This window comes from Paenibacillus paridis (assembly GCF_006345825.1).
Lineage (GTDB): Bacteria > Bacillota > Bacilli > Paenibacillales > Paenibacillaceae > Pristimantibacillus > Pristimantibacillus paridis.
The window spans coordinates 100,612-126,160 of record NZ_VCIX01000083.1; the positions used below are offsets into that span (position 1 = coordinate 100,612).

At 47.8% G+C, this 25,549-nt stretch carries 21 protein-coding genes and 2 riboswitches; of the genes, 8 read left to right on the top strand and 13 right to left on the bottom strand.

The annotated features are described in order from the left end of the window. Positions 1-3: 3 nt before the first annotated feature. Positions 4-1,017, bottom strand: coding sequence for a prenyltransferase/squalene oxidase repeat-containing protein (locus FJQ58_RS12280; protein WP_139993751.1), 1,014 nt, complete (start codon positions 1,015-1,017; stop codon positions 4-6). Positions 1,018-1,180: 163 nt separating this feature from the next. Further along, on the bottom strand, positions 1,181-1,906 hold the full coding sequence (locus FJQ58_RS12285; protein ID WP_238404017.1) for an SDR family oxidoreductase: 726 nt from the start codon (positions 1,904-1,906) through the stop codon (positions 1,181-1,183). A 116-nt stretch (positions 1,907-2,022) separates the two neighbouring features. Here FJQ58_RS12285 and FJQ58_RS12290 point away from each other — a divergent pair, with 116 nt between their 5' ends. Next, positions 2,023-2,292, top strand: a complete 270-nt coding sequence (locus FJQ58_RS12290; RefSeq protein WP_139993755.1) for a hypothetical protein — start codon at positions 2,023-2,025, stop codon at positions 2,290-2,292. Between the two features lie 11 nt (positions 2,293-2,303). On the opposite strand, the gene uxaC is transcribed toward FJQ58_RS12290, so the two are convergent. Both uxaC and FJQ58_RS12300 read right to left on the bottom strand, forming a co-directional pair. Further along, the gene (uxaC, locus tag FJQ58_RS12295; RefSeq protein WP_139993757.1) at positions 2,304-3,710 is read right to left on the bottom strand and encodes a glucuronate isomerase; all 1,407 of its coding nucleotides are present in this window, start codon (positions 3,708-3,710) and stop codon (positions 2,304-2,306) included. 19 nt (positions 3,711-3,729) lie between these two features. Beyond that, positions 3,730-5,022, bottom strand: a complete 1,293-nt coding sequence (locus FJQ58_RS12300) for a Gfo/Idh/MocA family protein (RefSeq protein WP_202915256.1) — start codon at positions 5,020-5,022, stop codon at positions 3,730-3,732. 222 nt (positions 5,023-5,244) lie between these two features. Between FJQ58_RS12300 and FJQ58_RS12305 the strand changes: the two genes are divergently transcribed. The 4 genes from FJQ58_RS12305 to FJQ58_RS12320 all read left to right on the top strand — a co-directional run bounded on the left by FJQ58_RS12305 (position 5,245) and on the right by FJQ58_RS12320 (position 9,356). Then, positions 5,245-6,096 (top strand): helix-turn-helix transcriptional regulator, encoded by an 852-nt coding sequence (locus FJQ58_RS12305; protein WP_139993761.1) that lies wholly within the window; start codon positions 5,245-5,247, stop codon positions 6,094-6,096. A gap of 149 nt (positions 6,097-6,245) precedes the next feature. Next, positions 6,246-7,250 carry a Gfo/Idh/MocA family protein gene (locus tag FJQ58_RS12310; protein WP_139993763.1) on the top strand — a complete coding sequence of 335 codons (1,005 nt, stop codon included), beginning with the start codon at positions 6,246-6,248 and terminating at the stop codon, positions 7,248-7,250. 38 nt (positions 7,251-7,288) lie between these two features. Next, the gene (locus FJQ58_RS12315; protein ID WP_139993765.1) at positions 7,289-8,242 is read left to right on the top strand and encodes an AraC family transcriptional regulator; all 954 of its coding nucleotides are present in this window, start codon (positions 7,289-7,291) and stop codon (positions 8,240-8,242) included. A gap of 34 nt (positions 8,243-8,276) precedes the next feature. After that, on the top strand, positions 8,277-9,356 hold the full coding sequence (locus FJQ58_RS12320) for a Gfo/Idh/MocA family protein (protein ID WP_139993767.1): 1,080 nt from the start codon (positions 8,277-8,279) through the stop codon (positions 9,354-9,356). A gap of 1,555 nt (positions 9,357-10,911) precedes the next feature. On the opposite strand, the gene FJQ58_RS12325 is transcribed toward FJQ58_RS12320, so the two are convergent. Further along, complete coding sequence (locus FJQ58_RS12325) at positions 10,912-11,730, bottom strand: nucleotidyltransferase domain-containing protein (protein ID WP_139993769.1); 819 nt, start codon at positions 11,728-11,730, stop codon at positions 10,912-10,914. Between the two features lie 383 nt (positions 11,731-12,113). After that, positions 12,114-12,199: riboswitch (cyclic di-GMP riboswitch) on the top strand. An 85-nt stretch (positions 12,200-12,284) separates the two neighbouring features. Here FJQ58_RS12325 and FJQ58_RS12330 point away from each other — a divergent pair. Continuing rightward, complete coding sequence (locus tag FJQ58_RS12330) at positions 12,285-13,973, top strand: pyridoxal phosphate-dependent decarboxylase family protein (RefSeq protein ID WP_139993771.1); 1,689 nt, start codon at positions 12,285-12,287, stop codon at positions 13,971-13,973. Further along, a complete protein-coding gene (locus tag FJQ58_RS12335) occupies positions 13,954-15,684 on the top strand; it encodes a methyl-accepting chemotaxis protein (protein WP_139993774.1) in 1,731 nt (576 codons plus the stop codon). Before FJQ58_RS12330 ends, FJQ58_RS12335 begins: the two co-directional genes overlap by 20 nt. Before the next feature lie 97 nt (positions 15,685-15,781). Here FJQ58_RS12335 and FJQ58_RS12340 read toward each other — a convergent pair whose 3' ends face one another. The 4 genes from FJQ58_RS12340 to FJQ58_RS12355 all read right to left on the bottom strand — a co-directional run bounded on the left by FJQ58_RS12340 (position 15,782) and on the right by FJQ58_RS12355 (position 18,908). Then, the gene (locus FJQ58_RS12340) at positions 15,782-16,444 is read right to left on the bottom strand and encodes a ThuA domain-containing protein (protein WP_139993776.1); all 663 of its coding nucleotides are present in this window, start codon (positions 16,442-16,444) and stop codon (positions 15,782-15,784) included. A gap of 37 nt (positions 16,445-16,481) precedes the next feature. Further along, a complete protein-coding gene (locus FJQ58_RS12345; protein WP_139993778.1) occupies positions 16,482-17,177 on the bottom strand; it encodes an SDR family oxidoreductase in 696 nt (231 codons plus the stop codon). A gap of 57 nt (positions 17,178-17,234) precedes the next feature. Beyond that, a complete protein-coding gene (locus tag FJQ58_RS12350) occupies positions 17,235-17,693 on the bottom strand; it encodes a VOC family protein (protein WP_139993780.1) in 459 nt (152 codons plus the stop codon). 159 nt (positions 17,694-17,852) lie between these two features. Then, positions 17,853-18,908: a LacI family DNA-binding transcriptional regulator gene (locus tag FJQ58_RS12355; RefSeq protein ID WP_139993782.1), complete on the bottom strand. Its 1,056-nt coding sequence runs from the start codon at positions 18,906-18,908 to the stop codon at positions 17,853-17,855. A gap of 145 nt (positions 18,909-19,053) precedes the next feature. Here FJQ58_RS12355 and FJQ58_RS12360 point away from each other — a divergent pair, with 145 nt between their 5' ends. Further along, entirely contained in the window at positions 19,054-19,935 is an 882-nt protein-coding gene (locus FJQ58_RS12360; RefSeq protein WP_139993784.1) for an AraC family transcriptional regulator, read from the top strand. Between the two features lie 129 nt (positions 19,936-20,064). Here the strand turns inward: FJQ58_RS12360 and FJQ58_RS12365 are convergent, their stop codons facing one another. The 4 genes from FJQ58_RS12365 to FJQ58_RS12380 all read right to left on the bottom strand — a co-directional run bounded on the left by FJQ58_RS12365 (position 20,065) and on the right by FJQ58_RS12380 (position 25,526). Continuing rightward, entirely contained in the window at positions 20,065-21,216 is a 1,152-nt protein-coding gene (locus FJQ58_RS12365) for a GNAT family N-acetyltransferase (protein ID WP_139993786.1), read from the bottom strand. A gap of 47 nt (positions 21,217-21,263) precedes the next feature. Next, positions 21,264-21,345, bottom strand: a riboswitch (ZMP/ZTP riboswitch). Positions 21,346-21,413: 68 nt separating this feature from the next. Further along, the gene (locus tag FJQ58_RS12370) at positions 21,414-21,875 is read right to left on the bottom strand and encodes a DUF421 domain-containing protein (RefSeq protein ID WP_139993788.1); all 462 of its coding nucleotides are present in this window, start codon (positions 21,873-21,875) and stop codon (positions 21,414-21,416) included. Positions 21,876-22,456: 581 nt separating this feature from the next. Next, complete coding sequence (locus tag FJQ58_RS12375) at positions 22,457-23,395, bottom strand: aldose epimerase family protein (RefSeq protein WP_139993790.1); 939 nt, start codon at positions 23,393-23,395, stop codon at positions 22,457-22,459. Positions 23,396-23,405: 10 nt separating this feature from the next. After that, entirely contained in the window at positions 23,406-25,526 is a 2,121-nt protein-coding gene (locus FJQ58_RS12380; RefSeq protein WP_338016139.1) for an alpha-galactosidase, read from the bottom strand. Positions 25,527-25,549: the final 23 nt, after the last annotated feature.

Genomic DNA, 25,549 nt, shown 5'->3' on the forward strand with positions numbered 1-25,549 from the left:
CGCCTATAGAAAGGGCCTGCGATCCAGCACGAGCTGCAGAGGCTTATCCGTATGAATAAGCTCGGGAAGCAGCAGTTGTATTGCAGCCAAGCCGCACACCGCTCCGCATAATGAATGTAAATCGTCTAGCGGTTCCTCCGAATCCTCTCCAAGCTGTGCGAGCACAGCGATGAAGGATTGGGAGGTGCCTTTGACAGCCGCTTCGCATTCTTCCCTTCGATACGTGGCATTTTGTCTCATACAGCAGAGGATGACATAAACCCAATCGATATGAAAATAAGAAAATGGCTCGACGGGCACTTCCAATTCACCGCTCTGGTAGAGCGATAGGCACGTATCCAAGATGCGCTCTGGATACAGAATCGGCTCCTTCCGGTGCGCCAGATTAAACAGATAATGGAAGCTTCCCGCAATGTGATGAAAGATGGGGGCGCTCACCAGGCTTCCGTCCTCATTCTTTACGCAGCTGCGGCGCCACAGGCCCGTAATCGGGTCGACATTTTGGCGCAGCCAGTCAAAATAAGCCCGCTCCCACTCTTCATCCACCGATGCGGACAGCACGAGGCTCGCATAAATGCCCGCGCCTTTCAGAGATTCTCCCCATGGCTGATCACGCCAGTCCAGCCCCTCCAGAAAGCTGACGAGGGCCTCTTTATCCATCCGTTCACTAAATCGGCTTAACGGATATAGCGCTTTCGCCTCAAACAACTCCAAAGCAGACAATGCAAACGCCGTGCTATGGATGTCATCATGGCCTTTGCCTGCGAAAACACCCGTTTCCTTGACCTGATGCCGTTGAAGCGCATGAATCCACTTTTTCTGTTCCGCGGAATCCGTTGGCATGGCATTGAGTGCATATAAAATGATTGCGGCATCCGCTGTTCCATACACATCATCATCGTTAGGTTCACTCTCGAGCTGCGCTAAATACCGCGTATAACGTCCGCTATCATCCTTCAAACGATGAGCCTCCAGCGTGTTCATCACTCGAGCAACAAAAGATCGTAAATCCGTCATTGGCTATACACCTGCTTTCATAAGTTAAAGTATGCTGGGCCCCATCATGCAAAGCCCCATAAAACTTTTAACTATGCAAAACCGTCTGATCCCTCGCATCGGCGTTTGCTTACAAAAACTATAGTACATGGATCAGTAATTCAGGATGCAGACCCTACATCAGCTACCAGTTCAGCGCGTTGTCAGCATAATCGACATATTCACAGTCCGCTTCCGCGGCACTCCGGCCTAACCTTGCTTCCACCAGCTTGAGGATGCCTTCGGCCGATTGCTCCGGCGTAAGCGCTGCCGCTGCATCCAGCTTGCCCTGCATAAAGGTTTGCACCCAGCCGGGATGGACGACCAGCACGCGGCCTCCTTGCGGCTTGATACCGTTATGGATTAGCTTGGACTGCATGTTAAGCGCTGCCTTCGACATGCAGTACGCGTACCAGCTCTCCCGGAAACAGTCGCCAATGCTGCCTGCTTCCGATGAAATGTTGACAAGAAATTTCGAATCGCTCTTGAGCAGCAGCGGCATAAAGGTCTGGCTCATGCGCAAGCTGCCGAGCGTGTTCACGTTGAATACCTCGAGCATCTCGGCATAATTAAACGTATCCAGAACGGTAGCGCTAATTTCTCCTAAAATAGCTCCGTTGTTGATTAACAAATCCAGCTTATCCGTTCGCTCCACACAAGCTTCGAACGCCCTGACCACGCTTTCATCGCTAGCGATATCCAGCCGCACTATCTGCAATTGCTTGGCATATTCATCCATCAGCGCCTGAACAGCAGGCACTTCCTCCGCGTACTGTCCTGCAAATACATCATACCCTTGCGCTAGCAAGCCCTTCACAAGCGCCAGGCCTACGCCTCGGTCCGCTCCTGTTACGAAGGCTGTTTTTGTCACGATACCCACTCCCCTCATTATTGTTGCTAACCTTTTCAATTGACGAATGATGGATAAGCCGCCGCGCATAATCTAGTTACGGTTGTAATGTGCCTAATCAGCAGGAGGCTACCATTTTGCGAATACGTTCCGTTTCTAATAAAGAATTCAAAATTTATGTTGTGCCCGCATGGAAATGGAAGGAATTTATCGCCTTTGAGCTCATTGGCGGTACCGCATTCTATTTGCTTTGCAGAAAAACGGCCCATTCCGAGCTTTTCGGCATGGCCGCTAATATTGCTGTCCCCCAGATGCTTCGATATTTGATGGCTGCCTACCGGATCGACGCAAAAAACGTTCCACAACCTCCGCCAAGCAAAAAGCTGACGGAGCTGCAGAACGTATAATGGCTATAGAATTAAAAACCGAAATAGGCTTTTGCGTTGCGGTAGGATATGTTTTGCACCATGTCGCCAAGCAATTCCATGTCCTGTGGCGCCTCGCCGTTTTCCACCCATTCGCCAAGCAGATTGCAAAGCAAACGCCTGAAATACTCATGTCTGGTATACGAGAGGAAGCTGCGCGAATCCGTCAGCATGCCGACAAAGCGGCTCAGCAAGCCGAGATTGGCAAGCGCATTCATCTGGTCAAGCATGCCGTTCTTCGTATCGTTGAACCACCATGCCGAGCCCAGCTGGATTTTCCCTGGCACGCCACCGCCTTGGAAGCTGCCGATAATCGAACCTAGCACATCATTGTCATTGGCATTGAGTGAATAAACGATCGTCTTCGGAAGCGCATCGTCCGTATCCAGCGCATCAAGCAGCTTCGCCAGCGGATAAGCCACCGGGCTGTCATTGATCGAGTCGAACCCGGTATCCGGACCAAGCTTGCCGAACATGCGGGAGCTGTTATTCCGTGCGGCATTGATATGGAACTGCATCGCCCAGCCGCGCTCCGCGTACAAACGTCCAAGAAAGAGCAGCGTATACGTTTTATATTGCTTCTCTTCCTCCAGACTGACCATTTCGCCCTTTAGTGCTTTGGCAAAAATAGCGGCTGCCTCGTCCTTCGACGCCTCGGCGTAGGCAACATAATCAAGCGCATGGTCGGAAACCTTGCAGCCTACTTCATCAAAAAACTGTACTCTTGCCGCAAGCGCGTCAAGCAGCGCGTCATAGCTGTCGATCGTTGCGGACGCCGCAGAGCCGAGCTTGCCTACCCAATCCAGAAACGTAGCGCGGTTAATTTCAAGCGCCTTGTCCGGACGGAAGGATGGCAGCACCTGTACGTCGAAATCCTCCAAGCCCTTGATTGCGATATGGTACTCCAGCGAATCCACAGGATCATCCGTCGTGCAGATCACCTCTACGTTGGACATTTTGACCAAATCACGCGCCTTGAACTGGCCCGTTGCCAGCTTCGCGTTTACCTGCTCCCAAATCGCCGGCGCATTCTTCTCATTAATAAGCTCGTATACGCCGAAATAGCGGCGAAGCTCCAAATGCGACCATTGGTACAATGGATTGCCGATCGTTTGCGGTACCGTCCGGGCCCAAGCCTCAAAACGGTCGTAATCGCTTACGCCTTCGCCGCCGGTCACATACTTCTCCTCTACTCCGTTAGCGCGCAATGCACGCCATTTGTAGTGGTCACCGTACAGCCAAGCTTCGGTCAAGTTCGCAAAGCTCGTATTTTCAAAAATTTGCTGCGGACTTAAATGGCAATGATAATCGATAATGGGCATGTCCTTCGCAAAATCGTGGTAGAGCCGTACAGCGGTTTCGTTCGATAGCAAAAAATTGTCGTCCATAAATGGCTTCATTCCAGCTTCCCCCCGAACACTATTTGTGAAATTTCACAAGGTCATCGATCTGTATCGCAAGCCCCGTCTGTATCGAGCGGTTCGCTGCAATACCCGTTAAGATCGATCTTGCTCCGTCAATATGGTTAGCCGCACGATTGAACGGGTCCTCCACAGGCGTTCCGAACAAATCGTTCAACAGGACGGGATCTCCCCCGCCGTGGCCGCCCACGCCTTCCTCAACCTCAACCTCGTAAGGAGCACCAAACATCGGGAACACTTTAATCGTCTGTTCCTTCAGCGCGCCTTCATCCGCTTTCTCGCCTCCGGAATTCACGTACGATTGCTCGACGATGTTCATCTCAATACGGCCCTTCGTTCCATTAAAGGCGATGCGGTAACCCTCCCAAGGCAAATAAGCATTCAACGAATACGTTAAAATCGCGTTGTTCTTGTAGCGGACAAGCACGCCCATCGTGTCTTCGATATTAATGCCGTCACCGAATACGCTCTGGTCGCGGCGATAGCCATCCTCATGCTCCGCGTCCAAATACATCGCTTTCAAATGCTCATTTTTATCCAAGTGTAGCGCAAAAGGATCGTTCTCGGCAATCGGATTTCCCGTCGCGCGCTCATAAAATTGCGTTTCGCCCCGCTCCTCCGCGTTTTCGCGGCCATAGAACAAGAGATCGCCATAAGCGAATACCGACTCCGGCTGCGAGCCGATCCAAAAGTTGACGAGATCGAAGTGATGCGTCGATTTATGCACGAGCAAGCCGCCGCTGTTTTGCTTGTTGCGGTGCCATCTGCGGAAATAATCCGCGCCATGCTGCGTATTCAGCAGCCACTCGAAATGTACGGAGGTGACTTTGCCTATCGTGCCGTTCGCGATTAGCTCTCTCGCCTTGGTATGATGCGGCGCATAGCGGTAGTTGAACGTGACGCGTACATTGCGGCCCGTGCGCTCAACCGCATCCAAAATTTCCTGGCATTTTTTCTCATCCACGGTCATTGGTTTCTCCGTCACGACATCACAACCCAATTCCAGCGCGCGGATGATGTACGTATGATGCGTACGGTCCATGCTTGTCACGATGACCGCATCCGGCTTCTCCGTCTCAATCATGCGGTCAAATTCATTCGATTTGTACGTATTTACAGCTTCATATTTATATTTATCGACTAATACGCGGTTGGCATAGTCCATACGGGTTTGGTTAATATCGCAAACAGCGGTCAGTTCCGACGTTTCTCTGAAATCGGTTGCAAGCGCACCGTAAAAAAATTCAGCCCTTCCGCCGCTTCCTACCAATACATAACGTTTTTTTGACATAATCTTAATTCCTCCCTTTATTCGCTTGCCTTCATTTTACGGCATGAGAATGATATAATTCTCTGCATATGATGCTTATTTTCGGTGAAACACCGCTTTTCTTGCGATAATTAGCCATCACATCTATTTTTCGCGTAACCATTTCATTTATATCTCGCCTGATGGATTAGCTGCTGTAAACGAATACTGCAAATAATTTTTCAAAAAAGGGGTACCTCTGCGATGAACACGCCGCTCGAACTGTACAGCTTCGGCTCAACGCCGGAGTTGTACGTGGAATATTTGAAACGCTCCGCCCCGTTTACGATGGCAGATGATCATTACCATGATTATTATGAGCTGTATTACATGCTATCGGGACAACGTATCTATTTCATACGGGACCGTTCCTATTCGATTGAACAAGGAGATCTCGTCTTCATCCATAAGCATGAGCTTCACAAGACGATGCAGACCGGCGATGCCGCGCATGAGCGGTTCGTCATTCATTTCGACGACGCGATGATTGGGCGTTTGGCGGGCATCCACGCTGACCTGCTGCTGTCGCCGTTCCGGCAAGCTTCTCCAATCCTTCGCCTGCCGCGTCAAGAGCAGCTTGCCGTCGATCAATTGATGAGACGAATGCTTGCCGAAATTAGGGATCGGCCTGCCGGCTGCGAGCTCTATCCTCCGCATGCGATCACGGAGCTGCTGCTTCTCGCCGCCAGATACATGGAGAAGCATGAACCTGCGCCGCCGCACCATGCGACGCCTATGCACGCCAAAATTTCTGAAATTATCCGCTATATTAATGCCCATTTTGGCGAGCCGCTGAGGTTAAACGGCCTTGCTGGCCAGTTTTTTATCAGTCCCTACTATTTAAGCCGCATGTTCAAGAAAATCACGGGTTTTGCTTTCTCCGACTACGTCATCCTTACCCGCATCAAGGAAGCGCAGCGCCTACTCCGTGAAACCAGCAGCAGCATTACGGATATCGCCGCTTCCGTCGGCTTCGACAACTTTTCCCATTTTGGCAAAACGTTCAAAAAGATTACTCGGCTATCGCCGCGCGAATATCGAAAGCCCTATTTGTAAAGACTAGAATCAATGTCGTAATTCCATATATAAATCGTCATTAAATTGCACTAAAAATAAGAATACAAATATGTTAGATTATATTTGTTGTCATAAATTTATATACGAATCACGAAATCACTAATAGACGCCCAGGGAGAGATGAACCGATGATCCGAATTGGTAAAATCAGTTATTGGCATGTGCACGCATGGGACTATACAAAGCAAGCTCAGGAACATCCAGGTACGGAAATCGTAGCGGTATGGGATGAAATCGCGGAACGCGGACAAGCCGCAGCGGAGAAGCTGGGCGTTGATTTTCACGCTAGTTTAGATGAAATGCTAAGCCGCGAGGATATCGATGCTGTGATCGTTGACGCGCCAACGTTTAGGCACCAAGAAGTGATGGTTGCTGCCGCTAATGCAGGCAAACATATTTTTACGGAGAAAGTTATTGCCCCAACTTTGAAGGAAGTAAACATTATACTGGATGCAGTAGCCAAAAATAATGTAAAATTAACGGTATCGCTGCCTCGTTTGAACGACGGCTATACCTTAGCGATTCGTGATATTTTGTCACAAGGCGTACTTGGAAAAATCACCCTCGTGCGTGCACGCTTGTCTCACAACGGGGCAACGGCGAACTGGCTGCCTGAACATTTCTACAGCTTGCAGGAATGCGGCGGCGGCGCTTTAATCGATTTGGGATGTCATCCAATGTATTTGACCAGACTGTTTATGAACGAGATGCCTAAGGAGGTGTCGGCTCATTTTGGTTACGTAACCGGCAAGGAAGTCGAAGACAACGCGGTAGCGACACTGTCTGCTGCTTCGGGAGCCATCGGCATCGTAGAAGCTGGATTCGTGAACAACCATTCGCCATTTACGCTTGAGGTACATGGTACGGAAGGAACGCTGCTATACGGTACGCCTGAGAGCAAGCTTCTTCTTCGCACATCCGCTGCCGGTGCCGCTTCATCAGAAAACTGGACGGAACAAGAGATTCCTGCGAACAGAGAAAGCGCATTTGACCAATGGGTACAGCATATTGAAAACAACACGTCAGCAGATGAAAATGTAAGCCTTGCCATCGATTTGACAAAGCTTATGGAGGCTTCGAACCGATCTGCTCGCGAGCACCGTGCAGTTAGCATCGACGAGCTAAGCGAGTAGCGGCAAACGCAAACGGAGACCTCCGAGGAGGAACCGGCATGCCCAACTTCCCTTACGAGGTCATGCATGAACGCCAGGATGCGCTTGAGCGTCTGGAGCTGTGCATCAGATGGGGATCTTACGACATCCATGTGCTGCGCTTCCATCTGACGCAATTTCCTCCAGGCAGAATCGTAGGATTTCACAAGCATGCGGAGTATGAATTCCATTTCATCCCGCAAGGCAAAGGAAAAGTCATTATTGTCGATCAAGAATACGCACTTAAACCCGGCATGCTTTATTTGACGGGACCCGAAATCATGCATTATCAAGAGGCCGATGCCCTAGAAGCGATGGATGAGCTTTGCTTGCACGTCGATATCGTCGACAGGTCGGAATCGGAAGAAGGCCTTCATGGCGATTCTCGCTCCTATGACGACTGGGAAGCCGCTGAGGCGCGCGATTGCATTGAGAAGCTGAAGTCGCTTCCGCATTCACCAGCAGCGGACCTACATCAGGCGATGCCTCGCTTCCTGGAAGCCTATCAGGCCTGCAACGACAATTTTGTCGGCAGCTACACAACCATCAAGCAGGCGGTCATTCAAATTTTGCTGCGCGCCGTTCGCGCTTATGACAGCGCGAACGAGCAGAAGCATTTTCCGACGCGGGATATGAAAGCTTATCGCTATCGCCTCGCGCTCGAGTATATTTACGCCAACTATGACGGCTTCATTACGCTGGAAGACGTTGCGGACAAGCTTAACCTGAGCACGCGGCATATTCAGCGGCTGTTCAAGGAGCTTCATCACGGTCACACGTTCAGCCGGATACTGGAAGATATTCGTCTAAATGTCGTCTGCCGCGAGCTGCAGGAAAGCGACCAATCCGTGGAGAAAATTGCCAAGCTTGCGGGCTTTGCAGGCGGCAATTATCTTCATGCCGTGTTTCGCAAGAAGTTCGGGGTTACGCCTTCGGAATACCGGAGAAGTACCCGCAGTAAAGCTATGCCCTAACCGAAACCCTACATTTTTGAGGAGGCTATTACTCATGTCCAAAGTATTCAAATTAGCTATTATCGGCTGCGGCGGGATCGCCAACGGCAAGCATTTGCCAAGCTTGAAGAAATTGAACAACGTTGAAATCGTCGCATTTTGCGATATCGTCGAGCATCGCGCTTATGAAGCTGCTGGCTTGTATGGTGCCGAAGGCGCTAAAGTTTATACGGATTATACAGAATTGCTTCAAGATGAGTCCATCGAAATCGTACATGTTTGTACGCCAAATGATTCCCACGCCGACATCGCTATCGCAGCGCTTGAAGCTGGCAAGCATGTGATGAGCGAGAAGCCGATGGCCAAAACTGCGCACGATGCACAGCGCATGGTTGATGCAGCTCGTCGTACAGGCAAGAAACTTACGGTTGGCTACAACAACCGCTTCCGTCCGGACAGCCAGCACTTGAAAAAGCTTTGTGAAGCTGGTGAGCTTGGCGACATCTATTACGCAAAAGCACATGCGATTCGCCGCCGCGCGGTTCCGACATGGGGCGTGTTCCTTGATGAAGAGAAACAAGGCGGCGGGCCGCTTATCGATATCGGTACTCACGCGCTTGATTTGACGTTATGGATGCTTGACAACTACAAGCCAAAAGTGGTTCTTGGAACCTCTTACCATAAGCTTTCACAGCGCGAAAACGCGGCAAATGCTTGGGGACCTTGGGACCCTGCAAAGTTCACAGTCGAGGATTCCGCATTCGGCATGATCGTTATGGAAAACGGCGCTACCATCGTGCTGGAATCCAGCTGGGCGCTTAACACGCTTGAAGTTGACGAAGCTAAATGTACTTTGTCAGGCACAGAAGGCGGAGCTGACATGAAGGACGGCCTACGGATCAATGGCGAGAAGCACAGCCGTTTGTTCACGACGCAGGTAGACTTGAAAGCTGGCGGCGTTGCATTCTTTGACGGCAAAACCGAGAACGAAGCTGACCTTGAAATGAGAATGTGGCTGAAAGCGATCGAGGATGACACCGAGCCGGTCGTTACGCCGGAGCAAGCTTTCGTGGTCTCGCAAATTCTTGAAGCAATTTATGAATCTTCCAAAACTGGCCAAGCCGTATATTTGTAAGCAATCGCGCTAAAGATACGCACCATGGTTTTGTATATGGAGTGAGTTGTATACATTGCGACGCAAATGTCTACTGTAAAAACTCATTTATCAATGCTAATTCTATAATATGTGTTCTCAAACAAGGAGCTGCCGCGCAGAGTCAACCATGACCTCGTCGGCAGCTCCTTGTTATTGCATAAGCTCAACTTGGAAAATTCAAAAATGAATCGCTGTTACGGCCTAATCGCTAAATTTGCTTATACTGCCCGAGGTAAGCATCTGACTGCACAAGAAGTCGCTTCAACTTTCCAGTACGTTCTTCTCATTACGCTTACTTCATTTCTTTCGTTCAACTAAACTAGATGGATATAATCCTGCTATTTTCAAGGATTTTATTCATTTTAATAGTTTAGCAGGAATTTATCCTGTTAATCCCAACAGAATGACCGAAAATCGAGTAAAGCCGCTAAATTAACGGGACAAATTCCATCTAATCCCTATTCCAACGCAATAGTTCTATTTTAGCGGTAGAAATTCCATCTAATTCATAAGCCTTTTCTAAAATTCTCTGACTTCTCCAGAAAATGAATGAAAAGTAGATGATTCCGTATTCAGAATAAGTGTTCCTTCTAAATACTTTCTCAGCCTAGTTACTTTATCTGTCGAGTTGCTATATCAGTCTATAGTAAGTTGAACTAAAGTTGCTCGTTGTGTGTGCTGTGCAAGTAGTTCATGCTTCAGGATCGCAATTGTAATTTTTTGATTGACCTAGACACTTAAAAGGAAGAATTCGGCTAAAAATGTGGACATTTCGCTTCTTTGGAACGTTCTTCTCGTTACGCTTCAACTTCATTTCTTTCGTTCAACTAAATTAAATGGAAATAATCCTGCTATTTTCAGGGATTTTATTCATTTTAATAGTGTAGCAGGAATTTATCCTGTTAATCCCAACAGAATGACCGAAAATCGAGTAAAGCAGTTAAATTAACGGGACAAATTCCATCTAATCCCTATTCCAACGGAATAGCTCTATTTTAGCGGTAGAAATTCCATCTAATTCATAAGCTTTTCTTAAAAATCTCTGACATCCCCAGAAAATGAATAAAAAGTAGCTGATTCCGTATTCAGAATAAGTGTTCCTTCTAAATACTTTCTCAGCCCAGTTACTTTATCTGTCGAGCTACTCTCTCCGTCTAGTCACTTTCCCTATCCAGCTACTCTCTCTATCTAGTCACTCTCTCTCTACAGCTACTCTCTCTAGCTAGTCACTCTCTCTATACAGCTACTTTCTCTAACTAGTTACTCTCTCAGTCCAGCTACTTTCTCTAACTAGTCACTCTCTCAGTCCAGCTACTCTCTCTAGCTAGTTACTCTCTCTATCCAGCTACTCTCTCTATCTAGTCACTCTCTCAATCCTGCTACTTTCTCTATCTAGTCACTTTCCCTATCCAGCTACTCTCTCTAGCTAGTCACCTTCTCTGTCCAGTTACATCCATTATCTCCTTACTGCTGTCCATTTCTGCGCACAATTGCTTCCGCTCACCTATTTGTGTTTTAAAAGCCTGAATTGCGCTCAGCGCAATGTTCTCCGGTTAGCTTCCGAATGAATGAGCCTCAGTAATGAGGCAAGGTCATCCAATCGTTGCGTTTGTGACGTATAATTCCGATCAGGCTTTAGAAGCTTGATCATCATGGCTTCTTGAATCAGTCCGTGCCATTTTTCTGGCAAGCTCTCCACTCCATAAATACCAGCTCCGATTTTGCTCGTGATATCATATTCGTTTAATGTATATAATTGTCGCAGCATGCCGAGTGTGCACCACTCAACCGCTTCATCCAGCTGCTTTTCGTTAATTTCTTGTTCCAATCCTTTGACTTCGGTTAATTGTTTCTCTAACCGTTCGATCCATTGAACCCAATAAGAATTCAAATTAAGAATGACGTATTCCTGCAGAGCGTCAATATCTAAATCGTAATGAAAGATGAGGTCGGAGCCATAGACTTTAATGCCATGTTTTTTTAAAATCCACCACGTCACCGGATTAATATCTGCTCCCGCCCCAGTCGTATTCAGGTGCTTGTTATAATAAGTCAGTAAGGGGCTGCTTTCCGTGCCTTTATTCATTAGATCATCGAGGAGTAGATACGCCCCCATAATATCCGTGCTCGGCAGCACCCGCTCAACCTCTTCGTGCGCCTCTGCAATGGCTTGAATATCCGCTTGACTAAGTGGCTCTCTAACGATAGCCAAAAAGTCGATATCGCTGGAGCCTTCAATATAACCATTTAACGCAATTGATCCATATAAATACACGGATTCAATATTAGTCGTGCGAGCACTGAGCGATTGACACAACAAATCCAGCGTTTTTTTAACTACATCAGGCAGCATCGTGGTCCCTCCAATTCCATCCTCTTATCAAACCTAAGTATAGAAGCTGCGCTCTTTACCTAAAAGAGAAAAAAACAACTTCAATTCTTCTTGTTTTATGAGTAAATCTTAGTTCCTTATCACTGCCAAGCGACTTGGTACATACCATTAAAACTTAGTTAATTTTAATATGTTTTTATTGAAAATATTTATAATGTTATAGAGAAAATGGACGGTTCTTTAATATTAAAAGATAAATTGTGACAAAAAATATATGTAGTCGACATAATTCATTAGTTCTTTAGTCATATTTAACTAAAAGCATATTGATCTTGGAAAAGTGAAATAGTAGAATGTTCCTAGTGCCTGCCAATGTTTACTAATTAAACTGCAAATTTATCCAAATTTAATAGTGGCAAACCCGTCGAAAGATGGTGGCGCAAAGCTATAGGGACTACTTCTTCCAAAGAAATGTCAGCCAGTTGCAATGTTACAAGCAATGGTATACCTATGAGAATTTATAGGTATACCTTTTTTAATTCAGAGAGAAAATATGGATGATGGAGAGAGGTAGCATGAGTATGAATAATGAAACTAATATTCGCAGCTTATTCCCAAGCGATGACGGCAACGTAGAGCAGCGTACCAGAATTTTAGAACTAATTGGCCAGATCGTTAGCGGTGTCGATGAATTAAAAGATCCTGAATCGGCGTTCCTCAAAGGACAAAAAGATAGAGGACCGCTCTTTTATAAAGAACTGGCAGATTCTAGTCGTATACCCGTAAATGGAAGCCCTTTAGAAGAGGTTAACAAAGAACTATTAAACTTACTTCATGCCCATCCTTATCATACAAAATATTTTCTTACAAACATTCTTCCGATGGCAAGCATTCCCGGCGTACTTGGGATGATTGCTGCGTTTATGGTTAACGGCAATAATCTATGGGATGTCTATGGTCCTGCCGGCGCCGAAGCCGAAGTAAAGGTCGTTGCCATGATGTCCGAGCTTGTAGACTACGATCCCTCTGAGAGCGGAGGCTATACCACGTGGGGTGGACAAGGAGCCATATTCACCGGTTTGCGTCTAGCTATCAATAAAGCCAGCTCAACCGCGGCCACAAACGGGGTTCCCCGAAATTTATATGCCTTCTGCTCGGAAAGTGCTCACTATTCGCTTTATAAATCAATGGAGGCCACCGGCATTGGCAGCAACAACTTAATTAAGATCAGAACCTTGGAAGATAGCTCATTAGATATCGCCGACTTGAAAGAGAAAATGGAACATGTCATCTTAAATGGGGGCACCCCTATCTATGTCGTTGCTACTACGGGAACAACGGACGCCATGGGAATTGATAGCCTTGATGAAATCTTTAATATGACTGAGGCTCTCTCGCAAAAACACGGCATACAGAAACCTCATATCCATGCAGATTCTGCTTTGGGTGGGTTTTTCGCTTTTTTCAATAAATATGACTTTGAAACAAATCCATTAGGCATCGAGAAGGATACGCTTTATGCTTTACAAATAATCCAACAAAAAATGAAGTACCTCTATAAAGCTGACTCCTTATGCTTTGACTTCCAAAAGCTTGGGCAAACTCCGTATTCAACAAGTCTTTTTTTAGTCAAGAAAGCAACAGATTTAAAGCTTCTGGATTTAGACCCAGACGAGACGCCTTATGTAGGTCACCGCGGTTACGGGCAATATCATACGAGTTACACCTTGGAATGCTCAAGAATGGGAAGCTCCATCAGCATTTATAGCGCCTTATTAGCTTTTGGAATCGAAGGTTACCAGAAACTGCTTGCACAGTTTGTAGAGGTTAATGTTGCCTTCCGAAAAAGATTAATAAAAGAAGTGCCAGAAGCCATTATTGTGAATCCGCTAAACCCGGGAATTATTACCCTCTTCCGCCTTTATCATGATCGATTAAATGGATACGAAGCAGAATATGCCGGATCAAAGAGCTACGAAGAAATTGATAAGGTCAATCAATTAAACGAGCTATTATTCGAAATTTTGGGAAGGGATCGCGGAGAAATGTTCTTTGGCGATACCAAAAAGCATCTGATCGTCCCTACTTTGGATAATCAGAGAATAGCGCTGTATGCAAGCAAGCTATTTGTGATTTCGCCGCATACCCAAGTGAGTGATGTTGATAAAATCGTAGACTATTTAAAGCTTAAAATTGATGAAGCATACGCGGAACATAATCGATTGACTACAAGGGAGAACACTCATGAGGAAATCTATACTTAGTTTTAACTGGTACAAAGAACATCTTGCTGTGAAAATAGCAATAAGTATACTTCTATTGCAAGTTATCACCTGCGTAGCTTTTGCAGTATCCGGTTATTTGACCCAACAGAATCTATCGGAGAAGTTGCTCGAGCAATTTGATAAACGGCTTACTACCGATATCCAAATTGCAAGCAATACCTTATCTACCATACCTGGATCTGAGAAAAAATTAGAAACGACAGATGATCCGAATTACGCGTTAATCAAAACAGAGCTTGAAAAATTGCAAGTGATTCACAGTTTGGAAAATATCTATATTTTAGCAAATGACCAAAATAACGAACGCATTCTGATCTTGTCTGGCGTACCTGATGATTTTGGCACAGCTTATCCTTTTACGGATGAGATGAGAGAAGCCATTGCGTCAAACAGTCCTGTCATTAGTTCGATCTATAAAGATGAGTATGGCACACATAAATCGATCTTCTACCCGCTATCCGATGGATCAGGTACTTCCTATGGCATTCTTGGTATTGATTTAGACGCTTCGGTAGTGCCAGAAACGGCAGCAAGCTCAAATCTAACAACCGTCATTATTTCCATTGTCGTGTTTTTAGTGGGAAGCATCATCGCAGTTGTTATCGGTAGGGTCATTACGAATCCGCTGCGCAACTTAATGGTTGCTGCTGATAAAATTGCTGCTGGCGATATGAAAACGGCTATTGCCGTTCAAAGCAAGGATGAAATCGGAAAATTAGCCGTATCGTTTGGGTTAATGATTACGAGCCTGAAAAGCCTTATTCAACAGGTTAGCGCATCTTCAAATCTGATTTCCGTAACCAGCAAGCACCTAGAGCAAACGGTAAATGAGTCAACGAATAGCGCGCAGCAGGTTGCTGATTCCACCAATCGGATGACAGAGGGAATTAATGAAATCGTTCAAAGCGTATCCCTTAGTCAACATAATATCAATCACATCGATTCTGAAATTAAAGATGTATCCGGCGGAATGAAAGATATTCAAAACATCGCAACAGAGGTTCACCATCAATCCGAACAAGGTCAAGACCTTGTAGAACGCACTCTTCAGCAGATGAATGCCATTAAGCAAGCTATGCTTCAATCTCAAGAAGCCGCTACTACGCTGACGGAACGATCGAACGAAATAAGTGAAATCATTAACATTATCTCGGAGATTTCCAATCAAACGAATCTGCTCGCGTTAAATGCTTCAATCGAAGCGGCTCGTGCAGGAGATGTTGGACGAGGCTTTGCCGTCGTCGCCGGTGAAGTTAAGAAATTAGCATCGCAATCTGCTCAAGCAGCACTCTCTGTGACGGATCTTGTATCCAGCACACAAGAAAACAGCATGCTCGTCATGAAGAGCATTAACGATGGAAGTAAAGCTGTTGAACAAGGGCACTCATGGATTCAGGGAACATACGAAAACTTTAAGGGCATTTATGGTGGCGTTTCGGAGTTTACCGAGCATACGAATCATATGTTCAGCGCATTGGGCAAAGTCGATGAATCCTTTGAGAAAATAACCGAATCAATGCAGCAAATCTCAGGCATTACGCAAGAACAAGCTGCAGGAACGGAAGAGGTTGCTGCATCGGCGCAGCAGCAGAGCGCTTCGATGCAAGAAATATCCGCAGTCATCATCCAACTGTCCAATCTTTCTGTTGATTTAAATGAATCGATCAAACAATACAAGCTCGATAATTAACTCATGATTCCTAACCGTAAGAAAGGCGCTCAACTTGAGCGCCTTTTTTTTGTTTATAGGCCCATCATTCCCTAGCCAGAATAAATTATGTTTAGGCTTACGCCTGGTCCACCGAATCAAGACCAACCAGCCACTCCGCTTCCGCCTTCAGCAAGCTCAAGAAATCCGGATGCAATAGGCCTTCTTCTCTGTGAGCGGGCGTTAAGCAGCTGATTTTCCCCGCTCCGTACGGATGCCGCCATCCGGCAATCGATGATCCATCAACGGAGGAAGAGCGAAGGAATACCTCTGTCTTTGCTTCCTCGCAATGAACAAAATAATGCTCGTCAACAAAATCAAACGCTGTATCCAGCTGCCCATTTTCCGCCAAATAAGTTACCCGTTCATGCTGCTCAGGATGCGACAAGAAGTAGCCCCGAAGCATTCCCGTATAACGTCCGTCTGCTGGGTACGAGGCGAGCCCGGAATGCCAAGCAAGCCAGCCCCCGCCCTCCTCCACATAATGCTCGATCCGAGCCTCAATCTCCGGCGTCATCCAGTGCAGATTCGGCTGCGCTTCAGGAGCTACGCGATTCTCTGCAAACAAAATAACCGCATCCGGCTTATCGCCAAGCACGGAGATCAAATGCTCCGTATCGGATACCACTAGGAGCTGCAACGCTCCGGATACAATAGGTTCTGCCAAGGCCTCCTGCAAGGAAGCACGAGCCAGTTCCTCGTTATGATAGTAATCGCCAACCAAGGCAGCAATGATTTTCATTCCATTTCCCTCCTCTCTAATCAAAACCTTGTCATCCTTATATCCGCATAGCAGAGCCGGTATGGTCAATAAACAGCTCATCCGCCGTCGTTTTCCGTTCAACTAGGTTCAAAATGCCCACAGCCGAGGATGCTGCGTCACCGGGAGCTTGATCGCCGCCCATGTCGGTCTTGATCCAGCCTGGATGAAGCGCATGTACGATTATGCCTGCAGGAGCAAGCTCACGCTTCAACTGAGCCGAGAACATATTCAGCGCTGACTTGGAAAGCGCGTAGGAATAGTCTCCGCCATAGGCCCCAGCAAAGCTGCCCGCTTCAGAGCTGATATTAATAATAACCTGCTGCGAGCCTTGGCGCAGCAGCGGCAAGAAGTGCTTGAGCACAACGATTGGGCCATACAAATTAATTTGGAAAGATTGCTCGACCTGCTCCATATCAAGCTGCTCCAGCTTCTGGTCCCTTCCAAGCAGGATCGCCGCGCTGTTAATAACCGCATCAAGGCTGTTTAAGCGATTGACCGCTTGCTCGCTGGCGTAGCGCACTGAATTCTCATCCGCTACATCCAGCGGGAGTATGGTCACTTGCTCAGGATAGTCCGCGAGCAGCTTCTGCAAGCCCTCGGCATCCGAGCCGGGACTGCGAACGCCCGCCAGAACATGATGGCCACGCTTACAAGCCTCAGCTGCAAGAGCCAAGCCCAATCCGCGATTTGCGCCCGTTATCAAAATATTCATTGGTATGTATCCTCCAGTCATCCCTTAAATTTAACTTGCTTTGTCCGAAACCATGCGCTATTGCTTGTCGTTCTCAAGCAGCTCCAGCATCACTTTTAATTGTTTAAACGTATCCATATAGGCATAACGCCCGCCGGTGTACTCCCCTTTTTGAATTAACGGCATACCCAGCTTCTCCATGGAAGCGGTCTTCTCCTTCATGCCATCCACAACAAAGGCAATATGGTGAGGCCCTTCCCCATGCTTGTCGAGATGCTCCCGCCAGGTGCTCGGATGCTCATCCGGCTCAATCAGCTCCAGTTGCAGCGAACCCATATCGAAAAACGCTAGCTTAGCGCGTGCCACCGACGATTCTCCCTTGTATTCGGTTTGAGCTTTATCAACCGTGTCTGTCCAAAACCATGCCGGCTTCTCCACGCCGAAAAAATCAGCATAAGCCTGCGAAACCTCATCAATATCGTTAACCAATAGCCCAATTTGCGTAATTGTCCGTGATCCTAGAACACTTTCACTCATGCTTATCATCTCCCTATCGGTTTTAGTTGTCGTCATTACTCGTCTAAACGATCATAAAGATAATAACTCTACTCTACACCCACATCCCCCCTCTCAAAATACGCCCAACCTCCTGAACACGCGTTTATTCGAGCTTGCGGTTTGCCTGCACAAAATGAGCTACAGCTGCGTCACAGGCATGCTTTGGCACGAATGACGTACGACCAGCTCGGTTTCCGCTGAAAAAATTTGAAAAGCTGCTGCGCCTTTCTCAATGCTTGTGATCAGAGACTTCGCCAACCGATCCATCATATCCGCAAAATCCACGCGAATGGTCGTTAAGGCTGGGCTAAAATACGAGCTTCTAAAATGGTCATCGAAGCCGATGACGGACATTTGCCCAGGTACGCTTATTCCCAGCTCCTTGAGAGCGCGGACCGCGCCGAAAGCCACGCTGTCATTCACAGCGAATATTGCAGTCGGAAGCTCCGCAGGTTCGGTCTTCAAAAAAGCAGTTATAGCTTTATAGCCGCTCTCCTCGTTAAAATCGCCCGGTAGCATCCACTGCTGCACGACCTGGAGCTGATGCCGCTGCATCGCTGCTTGGAAGCTCTTTAGCTTCGACGGACCGGAATAGCGGTTCATATCTCCGTTAATCATGCCGATTCGCTTATGCCCCAAGCTAACCAAATAATCGATGGCCTGGCCCACGCCCGTCTCATTGTCAAAGTTATATACGAGGCGGTTAGGCTCCATTCTGCCCGGTAGATAATGATCTACGATGCCAACCTTAAAACCATCCGCAATCATTTCTTCGATTAACGGTTCATGATTGGCAGCGCCAATGAAGATGCCGCCGTCGATTCTGCGCTGGTAGAAGCTTTCCTTGATCGTCCTCGCTTCATCCAAATCCTTCATATCCCGAACGATATGGGTAAGCACGTAATAGCCCTGCGAAGAAGCGCTTTCAATAATGCGGGCGAGCAGCAGACTTGAAATGCTATCGCCTGACACGCGGCCAGAGTCAATCATGAACAAACCGATGGTTCGCGTACGTTTCCCTGCCAGTACCTGTGCGGACAAATTGGGAAAATAGTTATATTGCTGAATCACTTTCATCACTTTCTGCTTCGTCTGCTCCGGAACGTTCGCATAGTTGTTTATGACACGGCTGACCGTACTGCGGGATACGCCTGCCAGCCTGGCGATCTCCGTACTATTGATTTCCTTGCTCAACCGATGTCCTCCTTTGCGTGTGAACACGCGTTCATGGGCATATGGTAACAATGATTTGAAGCGCTGTCAATGTCTAATTGCAGACTTGTACTGAGGATGGCTGTAATTGTAAAATAGAACGGTACAGTCAAGGAGGCAGCGGCAAATGTTAAAAAAAGCGGATGGCTTTAGTGCTCAAAAAATAATCGTGCTTCCCCCTTACCAATTGAGTGAAATGGTTGAACATCCCATTATAAAGCAGCTGTATATTACGGACATTGGCTATTTCCCAAGAGCCAAGCATCATTTTCGCGAACGGCCTGACGGTTGCGATTCCTATATATTTTTTTATTGTGCGAGCGGGCAAGGCTGGATCGAAATGGGGAACGGCGAACGATTTATTGTGACGGAACAATCCATTGCTTTCATCCCAGCCGATACGCCTCACGCTTATGGCGCTGACGAGAGCAATCCTTGGAGCATCTATTGGTTTCACTTGAAGGGTACACAGGTAGATGCGCTTATGGAAAGCTTCGGCTCCTATAACGGACCGCTTCAGCTGGCTCTATCCGACGCGGATAAAATATTGGAGTTGTTTCACCAATGCTTTGACCTGCTATCTGTGAAAGCCTATTCGGTTGCCCACCAAATTCACATTTCCCATACGATGCGCTACATGCTGAGCTTCATTGGGCTTATCCCGAGAAGGAAGCAGGAGGAGAAAACGCTCGCCTACATTGAACAGGCCATCATCTATATGCAGGAGAGGCTAGAGAGCACTCTTACGCTCGAGAGTTTGGTTGCGTTCACCAACATCTCCAAGCAGCATCTTAATCACTTGTTCAAGCAGTCGACTGGCTGTGCACCGATTGATTATTACTTGCGCTTGAAAATGCAAAGAGCGTGCCAACTTCTCGATCTCACGGATAAAAGCATCAAGGAAATCAGTCTATCGATCGGTCTCAGCGATCCTTATTATTTCTCGCGCCTATTTAAAAAGATCATCGGCTCTTCACCTTCCGAGTATCGGAGCAAGCTGAAAGGGTAGACGTCCGGTAACAAAAAGAAAATGCAGCGCCATAGGATGCATTTTCTTTTTGTTACCGAATTATTTGCCCGGCCTGCATCACATTTACCAGTTTTTATTCTGAATCTGAAACGCTATGCCTCTCTCCCCTTATTCATGGGACAAGTCTTCTTCCTCACGCTTGATTTCTCGCTCGTACAAATTCGCGCTCCAGCCTTGACTGTCGAACCGTCCCCGAAACGTCATCCCCTGACTAAGATAATAGCGATTGAGTGCCGGGTTGTCTGCCATGCAATCCAATCTAAGCCAAGCTTTGCCTCTACTTCCGATATAATGCCCTGCCCAAGCTAAAATTCGGCTGCCGAAGCCTTGACCTTTATAATTCCGAGATACGGCCAGCCGATGAACATAACCGGCATTCTCATGAAATTGGTCTCCCCAAATCTCTTCATACTGCCATTGGAGCGAGAAGCAGCCGACAAGCTCGTCCTTCAAAAATGCAGCAAACACCTCTTGTTCTTCAATAAACGAGGTTAAGTACTCTTCTGTAAAGGACGCTTCAGGCCACTGTAAGAAACCGGTGTGCGAGTGAATCCAGCGAGCCGCTTCCCTATATAACTGCAGCATGGCCTCCAAGTCTGCTAATCCGGCTTTTCGTATGAGCAGCTTCTCATCCTCTTGTAAGCTAGCTTTAGGGACTAGCCCTGAAAAGCCCGGCTCTCGCCAATGATACTCGAGCATTGAAGCTGTATGGTGCGCTTTCTCCGACCCGAGCAGCCTGCGAACGAGATGAAGCGCCGCGTCCATACCGGCTGTTACTCCCGCAGACAAAATGATTTGCCCATTGTCGACATAACGGACATCCTCAACGATCTTCGCGCTAGTGGGTGCCGCTTCTCTCAATAAATCAATCGCCCTGCGATTCGTTGTTATCTGTAATCCATCTAGTACATTCGCCTTCGCCAGAAGAAGCGCACCTGTACACACCGATAACACATGCTCGGCGGAAGCAGCCATTTTTTGAATCCAAGCGGTAATGGCCTCATTATTCATTTCTTTTCGCGCGCCCAACCCTCCGGGAATAACTAGAATATCCGGTGCAGGACAATTGTCAAAACCGTACTTTGGGCATATAGCAAGGCCACTAACCGTATGCACTGTTGATTGCCTTTCGCCTACGGTGTAGACATCAAAGTCCTTGCCCCAATTACTGGATACAGCAAACACATCGTATGGGCCCGTAACATCCAGCGTATCTACTTGCTCATAAATGAAAACGGCCACATTCCTCGGTTTTCCCATTGCTTTTTCCCCCTTAAATCAAAAAAAGCATCTGATCGTTAGATCAAATACTTTGCCCAGGCGAACGGCTGCTATGGAATATGTGCTCCACCGTAGTGATCTACGTTTTCGCCAGTTACACATACCAAATATTTACTTTAGTATAATTGGTGGAATACAGGAAAGGCAACGCTTTTTTAATAGGCGCTTCTAAAAGCTTACTCATTCGCAGATTTCTTCAAAATGCTAAGCGCTCCATTCGTTTCGTAAACGGCATACTCCACCTCGTTTAGGGAAAAGACATCCCGCTGCCGCAGCATCATTTTCAAATCATCGAGGGCAATCTTGTTGCGTTTCAAGGCTGCCTTATCGATATCTCCGTTAATGATAAGAAGCTCAGGTTTCCCTTCCAAGCTACGGCGAAACGGCTTGCCGAATTCCATAATCCTCTCAAATAAATAAGATAAAATGGCCCAAATGGCCAGTGCAAATACAAGCATCCCTACGGTTGCTTTCTCATCGTAAATCGTATTGCCAACCAGCTCGCCCAAAACCATGGAGGAAATAAAATCAAAGGGTGATAGCTGGGAGATTTCCCGTTTGCCAAGCAAGCGGGTCAGGCACCATAATCCTGCAAAAGCGATAAGCAGCTTAACCAAAATTTGTACGTACGCCTCCATCGCAGCCACCTCCTATGCTAATATCCTTCTTTACCCCCAATTGGCGTGAAACTAACAGCATAACTGCAACCTTTTCCAAGCTCGATTTTTGAAGGGATAGATGAAATAGATAGGTTGAACTAAAGTTTCTCGTTGTGGTCGCTGCGTGAGTAGATCATTTCTTTTGTTCAACATATAGAGATGGAATTTCTCCCGCTAAATGAGCATGAATGTCGTAGCAAGCTCAATAGCAGGAAATTGTCCCGTTAATTTAACCGTTATGCAGCAATTCAGAGGGATTTTGAGAGTTTAGAGGGAGAAATTCCAGCTAAAAGCGCCAAAGGCGTGGATTTCATTCAAATAACGGGAGAAATTCCCACTATTTCAAGCGGGAAGGAACCATAAACAAAGACGATACGAGGATGGCTTGAGCGAATACTTTTCCTTAAACAAAACAGCTCAGATACTAGCCAACTTCGCCAACCATTTTGTTCATCATTCATTTCATGTTAGGAATAAAGCAAAACCCCCGTCAGCTTTTCCTTGATCAGGAACGGCAAGACGGGGATCATATTCTAGTCCTTTTTTTTGCGAATACAAGCCTAGCTCAGCGCGGCTTCTAAGCTGCCTTGGCCAAGCTTGAGATCGATATGCCAAGCGTAGCGCTCCGCGGGCTCCAGCAGCTTCGCTGTTCCATTGCGTGCTGCGCGAGCCAAGGAATCGTAGTAGCCGATGCCCGGCTCTAACGCGCAAACCGCGCGGTCATTGCAGATCCCCTTATCAAGCCATAGGCCAAAATAAGGAACCTGCGCAACCGGATAACTCATCATCAAATAATTGCCGCTTGCTTGTCCGAACAAGCCCGACCAGCCTTCCGGTATCGCACCGGGATAATAAAACTTGATCCCGTCCCCAGTGACGTCCGGCTGCATCACCTTATGCTCGGCTAGCTCGTATTCCTCCCCAAGCGTCAGCTGCTTGCCGCCATAAACGCATAAGAGCTTATCCATAGCCTGCGGCACCAAGATTTCCGTCGGTTCGGTTATGGCGAACTGCGGATGCGCTGCCCAAAGAAACGGGAAAGCTTCCTTCCCCTCATTCACCGCTTCATAAGCCAAACGGATAGCGCCATTTGGCAAAAGCATGATTTTGCGAGTGAAGCGGTAGGGTAGAGCCACTCCTTTGACGTAGGAGGCAATCGTATTTCCCTCGCGCTCTGAGGCCCAAGGCAGCGACCATACCTCGCCATGATCGGGCAGCTCAATCCCCTGACCAATAATGCACGGATCGATCGTAGGGAAGCATTCATCCCAGCCGCTCATATCCGCGTCCGTAAAGCTCGATGCCTGAAATACCGGTTCCAGCTTGCGGCTTCCGGAATCAAGCAGCCATTCCTTGCCCGTAGGCTTGTACTGGAGGGAGACAAGCTTTGCACCTAGCTCAGGCACAAGTTCCAGGCGTACGCTGTCATTCTCGATAACTACGGAAGGAAAGCCTTTATATAGGGCTTCCCGAATTTCCGATCCGCTATTGATCTCCATGCTGCTCCTCCTAACCTATACGCTTTATCCGAACAAGGCGGCTTGCATAGTCGCCAGACAATGCATAAGGAATTCCAATATTCATGAGCGTAGAGCCATGTCTGACGACAGGCTGCCCTTCTTCCCCGAACACTTCATACGAGGCAGCAGCATCCAATCCTTGCAGCTTAAGCCTGCTCTCCTGATAACCAAAATATTGTGCCTGCTGGAAGGCAAAAACAACGGCTTCTTCCCCGTCGCAGCTCACATATTGGTATGCTGCGGTATTGCCTTCTTCGAACGAGGCTAAACGGAACAAGCTGCCCTCGGTGACGATATGGCGAATTTGCTTATACGTTGCAATATGCCGCTTCGCTTCCTCGTCTTCTTCGGTAGACCAGCGGCTAATATTGGCGCCGATCCCGAGGCCGCCCATCATGGCGCTGTGAAAGCGGAACGATAATGGAAGGCGTCTGCCATTCATGCCATGAGGCGATTCGGTCACCCAGCACATCATCACCGAAGGGCTGTAAACGTAAGAGAAGCCCTCTTGAATAGCCAGCCGGTCGCGCGCATCCGTATTGTCGCTAATCCACGCTTGGTCCGCAAAGCGTAAAATGCCAAGATCAATTCTCGCCCCGCCGCCCGCACAAGTCTCAAACTCCACATGAGGGAATTTGCTTCGCAGCTCCGCCCATATGTCATAGAGATGATCCACATGCTTTAACCAAACGGATTCACCCGCAGCAGCATCCACCGGTGTTGTCCCAGGCTCGGTCACCGTTCGGTTCATATCCCATTTAATAAAGGAAATATCATAGGTGCTGAGAAGCTCCGTCATGAAACCGAGCACAAATGCCTTCACCTCTGGCTTGCCCAAGTTAAGCAGCAGCTGATTTCTCAGCAGCGTGCCTTCACGGGTCGGGAACTGGTACACCCAGTCCGGATGGCTTCGGTACAAGTCGCTGTCTGGATTCACGGACTCCGGCTCTACCCATAATCCAAACTCCATCCCGTGCCCCTTCACCTCGTCGATTAGCTCCTGCAGGCCAAGCGGAAACTTCTCGGCATTAACCTGCCAATCGCCAAGGCCTGCCCGGTCGCTATGCCGGCTGCCGAACCAACCATCGTCAACGACGAAGCGCTCTACGCCGATGGCTGCTGCCCGCTGTGCCAGCTCCTTCTGGCCAGCCGCTGTTACGGCAAACTCAGTAGCCTCCCATGAATTGTACAGCACCTTCCGAATGCGGGAGCCTGGCAAAATATGCTCGCTTTGATAGCTGTGCAGCTTCCGGCTCATTTCGCCAAAGCCCCCTGAGGAGAAGCCTCCCGTAAATACGGGAGAGCTGTAGCTCTCACCTGGAGCAAGCGTAAAGGAACTGTCAAAATCATTGATTCCGCCTACCACACGCAAGCGGCCAAATGATGATTTCTCCGCGACGATTTTCCAGTTGCCGCTCCAGCCTAGCGCGCCGAACCATACGTTGCCGGACTGTTCATCAGACTTGCCGTTATCGATAGCGAACCATGGGTTCGCATTGGCGCCTGTGAAGCCTCTTCTCGATTCCAGCACTTTTTTGCCTTCCGTAAGCAGCTCTGATCGAAGCTGGAACTCACCCGCCCAGCGGCCTGCCACATGCTTCAGCCGATAATCGCGAAGCGCCGGGATCGACCATGCCGCCGCCATTCCCTGCTCAATGACAACGGGAAGCTTGTCATCATTATAGAAGCGGACAGATCGTTCAATTAGATCCTGCCGGGAAATAACCGTATAGCTTAGTTCCACCCGGAAAGGATAACTTTGATCCGCCAATCGGACAATAAGCTGGTTTTCTCCTACGATTTCGTAGCTTTTATAGTTAAGCTTCAGATCGCGGACGCCGTCATGGAACTTTGCCTTCAGGCATGGCTCGGAATAATGACTGCCTCCCCATCCTCCGTATTCTTCCATGTCGCGTTCTACATTTGCATCGAAGGAGCTGTGCTGCCAGCCTTTTAACAGCTCCGCTGCTTCTTCGGCTTCTACCGGCTCTCCCCAATAAACATGTTGAACGCCCCCCTTGTCGTTAATGCCGAACAAATACGAGGACCGATCGGTACGAAGCTCAAAAAGCGAGCTTTTCTCCAAATAAGTAATAGCCAAATGTAACACTCCTCTACGCTGCTAATCTTTTA